This is a genomic window from Pseudoflavonifractor phocaeensis, from assembly GCF_038439875.1.
Classification (GTDB): Bacteria; Bacillota; Clostridia; order Oscillospirales; family Oscillospiraceae; genus Vermiculatibacterium.
In genome coordinates, this window is record NZ_JBCDMT010000006.1 from 291,138 (window position 1) to 297,248 (window position 6,111).

The 6,111-nt window shown below is 66.6% G+C and carries 2 protein-coding genes; one reads left to right on the forward strand and one right to left on the reverse strand.

All coding sequences use genetic code 11. The annotated features are described in order from the left end of the window. Positions 1–148 precede the first annotated feature (148 nt). Positions 149–5,434 (forward strand): hypothetical protein, encoded by a 5,286-nt coding sequence (locus AAEU42_RS13155; protein ID WP_342234023.1) that lies wholly within the window; start codon positions 149–151, stop codon positions 5,432–5,434. A gap of 164 nt (positions 5,435–5,598) precedes the next feature. On the opposite strand, the gene AAEU42_RS13160 is transcribed toward AAEU42_RS13155, so the two are convergent. Further along, complete coding sequence (locus tag AAEU42_RS13160; protein WP_342234024.1) at positions 5,599–6,084, reverse strand: sigma-70 family RNA polymerase sigma factor; 486 nt, start codon at positions 6,082–6,084, stop codon at positions 5,599–5,601. Positions 6,085–6,111: the final 27 nt, after the last annotated feature.

Here is a 6,111-nt window from a genome sequence, read left to right on the forward strand (position 1 = left end):
GGGCGGGGACGGGCCCTCTCAGTCAGTCCGAAGAGCTGACACAAGGGGCCCCCTCTCAGTCAGCTTCGCTGACAGCTCCCCCGGAGGGGGAGCCAAGAAAAGCGGGCCGATGGGGACATCGGCCCCTACGGTCCCGAAGGGGAAGGTGATGGAGCTACCGCGGATCGTGGAGACCGCCGGGCAGAGAGCCAACCGGCTGAAGCTGGAGGCGCAGAACAAGCGGGAGGCCGCCGTCCAGATGGGCGGGACCTCCGACGCGGCCGTGGGCCTCACCCGGGCGGCCGACGCCCTGGAGGAGAAGTCAGGGGCGCTGGCCGGGCGGCGGGCGGCGGTGGAGAACGAGAGCTACCACGCCAGGCGGCAGAGCCGCCGGGACTATTACGAGACCTTGGCCCGGCGGGAGGGCTTCCAGACCAGCGTGGAGGCGGGAGAGCGGGCCGACTTTTCCGGGGAGACCCTTCTCCCCACGGCCCAGGGGAGGGCCAAGCGGGCCACCATGGCGCTGCGGAACGGGGATTTTTCCCAGCAGCGGAATCTGGCCTACCTGACCGGGGACGAGCGGGACACCTTTCTGGCTTACATCGGGCGGCGAGATTACGAAAGCGCCTGGGACTACCTGGACACCATCTCCTGGGAGCTGAACGCCCGGGCGCAGGGGGAGAGGTCCGCCCGGGACGTGGAGACGGCCAAGGCCCATCCGCTGGCGGCCTCGGTGGGCAACGTGGTGAACGGGTATCTCCAGCCCTTCGCCTACGCCGCCAACACGGCCCAGGCGGTGAAGAACCTGGCGGCGGGGGAGTATGAGCCCACCGACCCAAACTCTCAGTGGTTCAGCGGGGCCCATGGGGTGGCGGATACCGCCGCCGGGGTCCACGCCGCGGCGGTGGAGTGGGGCGGCGAGGGGGCCGGGTTCCTGGCGGACACCGGTCTTTCCATCCTGCGCAACCTGTCCCAGCTCCCTCTGGGCCAGCCGGGGGCGCTGATGATGATGTCGGCGGGGGCCGCCGGGGGGCAGACCCTTTCTGACCTGGAGGCGGGGGCTACCCCGGGGCAGGCGGCGGTGTCGGCCACCCTGGTGGGGGCGGCGGAGTACGTGACGGAAAAGCTGCCCATCGACAACCTCTTTCGGCTGGGGCGGACCGCTCCGGCCAGCCTGCGGCAGTTCGCCAAGGAGCTGGGGAAGCAGATGGCCTCCGAGGCGGTGGGGGAATCCCTGGCGGAGGTCATCGAGAACGCCGTCAACTACTGCATCTACAACGGCACCGGCATGTCCGACTTTGAACAGATGGTCGACCGGCTCGTGGCCGAAGGGATGAGCGAAGAGGAGGCCAAGAAGGCCGCCTTCTACCAGATCGGCGTGGTCAACGTGGGCCTGGCCGGGCTGGGCGGGGCAATTTCCGGCGGCGTGATGGGCGCCGGGGCCCAGGCCGTCGGGTATATGGGGCAGGCTGGGGAGCGCAGAACCGGCCGGGCCATCGACAGCGCCTATGAGGCCATGGGCCGGTATGGGCTGTTCTCCAGCGAGGCCGCCAAGGCCAGGGGGCAGGCGAACCAGACCATGGGGCTGCCCATGTTCCGGGAGCGCGGCGGTTTGACACTGCCGGACAACATCCGGGAAGAGAGTACCGGGGCGGTTGACACGGCCGGGGACGGGCCGTACAATGGAGCAAAGGAGGCGGTGAGCCGTGGACGAGAAGAAGCCGAAGTTTACCCTGGAGGAGTATATGAGAGCAGTAGGGTTGGAGCCCCATCCGAAGCTGACGCCGGAGGAGCGGGAACACCTCCACAAGCTGATCGGGGAGTATATCGACAGCAAGCAGGGCAAAGGCCCCTCGCAGGCTGGGCCGAAGGACACGTCCGGGAAGTAGGCGCAGAGATCCCGGCGGGACGATCCGCCGAAATCTCAAAGAGCTATATTCCGGACGTTGTAGTTGTAGAGGACAGTGCGCTAAAGGCGAGAAAGATGGATGCGCTGGCGCTCACCTCCGACGGTGTGATCTATCTGTCTGATGCCATTCCTGCGGAATTGGAAGTCCCGGTAGGATATCATGAAGTGGTCCATGCGGTTGAGCAGCGGGGGAGTCTGGAGTATCAAAACTTTATCGATAGTGTAGGCTTACGCCTTGACCGGGAAAGTCCTGATTTGGAATTTGTGATAGCGGCAGTGACCAAGGGAAAGAGTTTTGAGGGGAAAAGCCTGATTGAATTAAATCTGAAAGAGGCTTCAGTTGCTTTTGACGAACTCAACGCTTTGGTCTGGGGCTTTTATAAGGCCGACCCGGAGAATGCCCGGGCCCAATTCGCCGGGGTATTTCGGGATTACGACGCCTATATCTCCGAGCTGGACGCCATCATGGAAGGGGCCAAGGGGCCGGGGCTGGACGGTCCGGGCGGAACGCCGCCCGGGGGAGAGGGCGGATCGGGAAGCAGGTTGGGACGTGGTATGGGAGCGGAAGGTTCCCCTCATCCGTCAGCCCGGAGGGCTGACACCTTCCCCCAGGGGAAGGCTTTGGATGGGTCCGTGGGGGCGGCACAGGCCGGGTTTGACCCCTTTTCCCACCTGCAAAATGAGACCGGCTCCTTCCACCCGGACGGTGAAAAGGCCGCCCGGCAGGTGGACGTGCCCACCCAGGACGGGGAGGGGCGGAGCATCCCAAAATCTGCCGCCACGGTGCTGGAGGCCGGGGCCACCCCGGACAGCGCCGTGGGGGTCATCCAGGACGCCATCGCCCGGGGGGAGTTTTCCTTCGATACCGTCACCGACGCCGCCGCCCAGGCCAGGGCCCGAAAGACGGTCACCGACAACGGCTTCGACGGGGCCAAGGTCCTCTTCCACCAGGCCGCCGCGGGCGGGAGGGTGAGCAAGGACACCATGGCCCTTGGTCAGGTATTACTGAACAACGCTATGAACGCCGGGGACTCCAGGGCGGTCATTGATTTGCTGACCGACTACTCCGCCCTGTCCACTGCCTCCGCCCAGGCCATGCAGGCCCAGCGGATGCTGAAGAAGCTCTCCCCGGAGGGGCAGCTCTACGCTGCCCAGAGGAGCCTTGAAAATTACCAGGCCCAGCTCCAAAAGCGGTTGGGGGACAAAGCCCCGGAGATCACTGTGGACCCGGCGCTCTACCAGCGGTTTTTGGAGGCGGGGGACGCGCCGGGGCGGGACGCGGCTTTGGGGGACATCCTCCAGAGCGTGGCGGATCAGGTGCCCGCCACCTGGCGGGACAAGTGGAACGCCTGGCGGTACCTGTCCATGCTGGGCAACCCCCGCACCCACGTGCGCAACATCGTGGGCAACGCCGGGTTCGTGCCGGTGCGGATGGTGAAGGACGCCATCGCCACCGCCCTGGAGGCGGGGGCGGACTATCTCTCTCCCAAGGGCATCACCCGGACCAAGGCGGCGCTAAACCCCCTGTCCGCCGGGGACCGGGCGCTGGTGACGGCGGCCTTTGGGGACATCGCCAACGTAGAGGAGGAGCTGCTGGGCTCCGGCAAGTATATGGAGTCGGCCCAGGGGCAGATCAACGACCGGCGGACCATCTTCGCGGCCAAGCCCCTGGAGGCTCTTCGGAAGGCCAACTCCACCGCCATGGACGTGGAGGACACCTGGTTTTCCAAGCCCGCCTACGCCGGGGCCCTGGCGGGGTATCTGAAGGCCAACGGGGTGACGGCGGAGGCGTTTACCGGCGGCACGGCGGATGCCGCCGTGGTGGACGCGGCCCGGGCCTATGCCGTCCGGGAGGCCCAGAGGGCCACCTACCGGGACGCCAACGCCCTGTCCGACTTTGTGGCAAGGGCCGGAAAGTTCTCCCAGAGCGAAAATCCGGTGGCCCGTGGCTTTGGCTTTTTTGTGGAGGGGGTGCTCCCCTTCAAGCGGACCCCGGCCAACATCCTGGCCCGGGGGCTGGAATACTCCCCGGCGGGGCTGGTGAAAAGTCTGTTCCCAGGGAAAATCGGGGCGCTGGAGGGAGATCTCTACAAGGTCCGCCGGGGGAAGATGACGGCGGCGGAGGCCATCGACAACGCCGCCGCCGGGCTGACCGGCGTCGGGCTGCTGGCCCTGGGCCTCTTTTTGGCGGCCCAGGGGCTGGTATCCGGAGGCGGCGGGGACGACCGCAAGCAGGACGCCCAGGACGATTTGACCGGAGGGCAGGCTTACGCCCTGTCCGTGGGCGGAAAAAACTACACCCTGGACTGGCTGGCCCCGGAAGCGCTGCCCTTTTTTGTGGGGGTGGAGCTGTGGAACGTGATGGACGGCGGGGAAGGGGAGGCCCTCACCGCCAAAGACGCCCTGGCGGCTATGGAGCGGGTGACGGACCCCATGCTGGAGATGTCCATGCTCCAGGGGCTTCAGGACGCCCTGGCGGCGGTGAAGTACAACGACGCCGGACAGCTCCCCGCGGTGGCGGCCAACGCGGCGGTGGGGTATCTCTCCCAGGGCATCCCCACCCTCTTTGGACAGTTGGAGCGGACCTTGGAGCGTGAGCGGCAGACCACCTTCGTGGACCGGGAATCGGGGCTCCCCAACGACACCCAGTATTTACTGGGGAAGATGATGAACAAGTTGCCGGGGGAGTTCCAGCAGGTCCCCTACATCGACGCCTGGGGGCGCAGGGAGGAGACCGGGAGCCTGCCCGAGCGGGCGGTGAACAACTTCCTGAATCCGGCCTATGTTTCCCGGGAGACCGTCACGGAGGCGGACCGGGAGGTGCAGCGGCTACACGACGCCGGGTTCGATGGGGTGTTCCCCCAGCGGGTGAGCCAGAGTGAGCAGGTGGAGGGGCGGCACCTCACGGCGGATGGGTACGTGGCGTACGCCACCATCACCGGTCGGACCACCTACGAGCTGGTGAGCGACCTTATCGCCTCGCCGGAGTACAAGACCCTGACGGACCAGGAGAAGGCCGACGCCGTGGCCCTGGCCTACCGCTACGCCAAGGCGGTGGGGAAGGAGGCTGTGAGCGGCTATGAGCCGGAGGCCTGGGTCTCCAAGGCCCAGACGGCCCGGAAGGAGCTTGGGCTCTCCGAGGCGGAGTATTTGCTGCTGTACCGGGCCTACGGTGGGGCGCTGGTGAACGGCGACAAGGTGCGCGAGGCCTATGCGGCCGGGATGGCGCCGGAGGATTATCTGGCCTACGCCGCGGGACTGAGCGGGTACAATGCCGATGGGAAGGGGGGCTTGAGCCTCTCGGAACAGGAAAAGGCCATTGACGGCAGCGGGCTTTCTCAGGATCAGCGGGAAATCTTGTGGCTTTTGCAGCACCCGGAGTGGGCGGAGAAGGCCGGGGAGGCCGGGGTATCTCTCGGGGAGTATATCGAGTATAAGGCCGTTACGGCTGGGTGCGCCAAAAAGGCAGAAAAGCTGCGGGCGCTCCAGGAGCATGGGATGAGCTATGTTCAGGCAGCGAGGCTTTACGGGAGGATCGAAAAATGAGAAAGCGGGAGCCATAGCGCCGCAGAGAGCGAAGCGAACGTAGGCCGCTTGCCGGGGGCAAGCGGGGACGTGGGAGGAGGGCGAAGGGGTTCGAGCGGTGGCCGGGCGGCTATGCCGCCCGGGGACGTGTGGATAGTAGATGAAAGTCAAAAAAGCGGGAGGCCCTAGGGTGGGTCTCCCGCTTCTTGTTTGACTTTTTTCCACGCCCGCTTCAATAGGCGGGTGAGCTGGGCTCCGGAGAGGCCCATTTCACAGGCCAGACGGCGTTTCGGTGTGCCGGAGGCGATGGAGAGGAGGGCGGCGCGCTCCGGGCCGGGGGGCCACGCCGCAGCGATGCGGCGGGACAAGATCCGGTCCTCGGCGGAGTGGTCCGGGGGCGGCGGGGGAGAGGGGAGGGTGTCGTCGAAGCCTGTCTCCGGCGGGGCCTGGGCGCGCAGGTGGTCCACCATGGCGTTGTGGATGCAGGCCTTGGCGAAGGGGATGAAGGGGCGTTGCCCGTCCCATTTTTCCGTGGCCTTCCACAGGCCGATCATACCGCATTGGAGAAGGTCGGGGTCGGAGGCATGGGCAGGGAAGCGGCGCCGGGCAACGGTGTCCACCAGGGAACGGTGGCGCTCCAGGAGGGCGTCCGGGCGGTCGGGGGAGGTCATGAGTGTGCCTCCAAAACGTTCTCAATT

Excerpts from the sequence above, each read along its gene's own strand:
- AAEU42_RS13155 (WP_342234023.1), top strand. The coding sequence starts at position 149 with ATGGAGCTACCGCGGATCGTGGAGACCGCCGGGCAGAGAGCCAACCGG.
- AAEU42_RS13160 (WP_342234024.1), bottom strand. The coding sequence starts at position 6,084 with ATGACCTCCCCCGACCGCCCGGACGCCCTCCTGGAGCGCCACCGTTCC.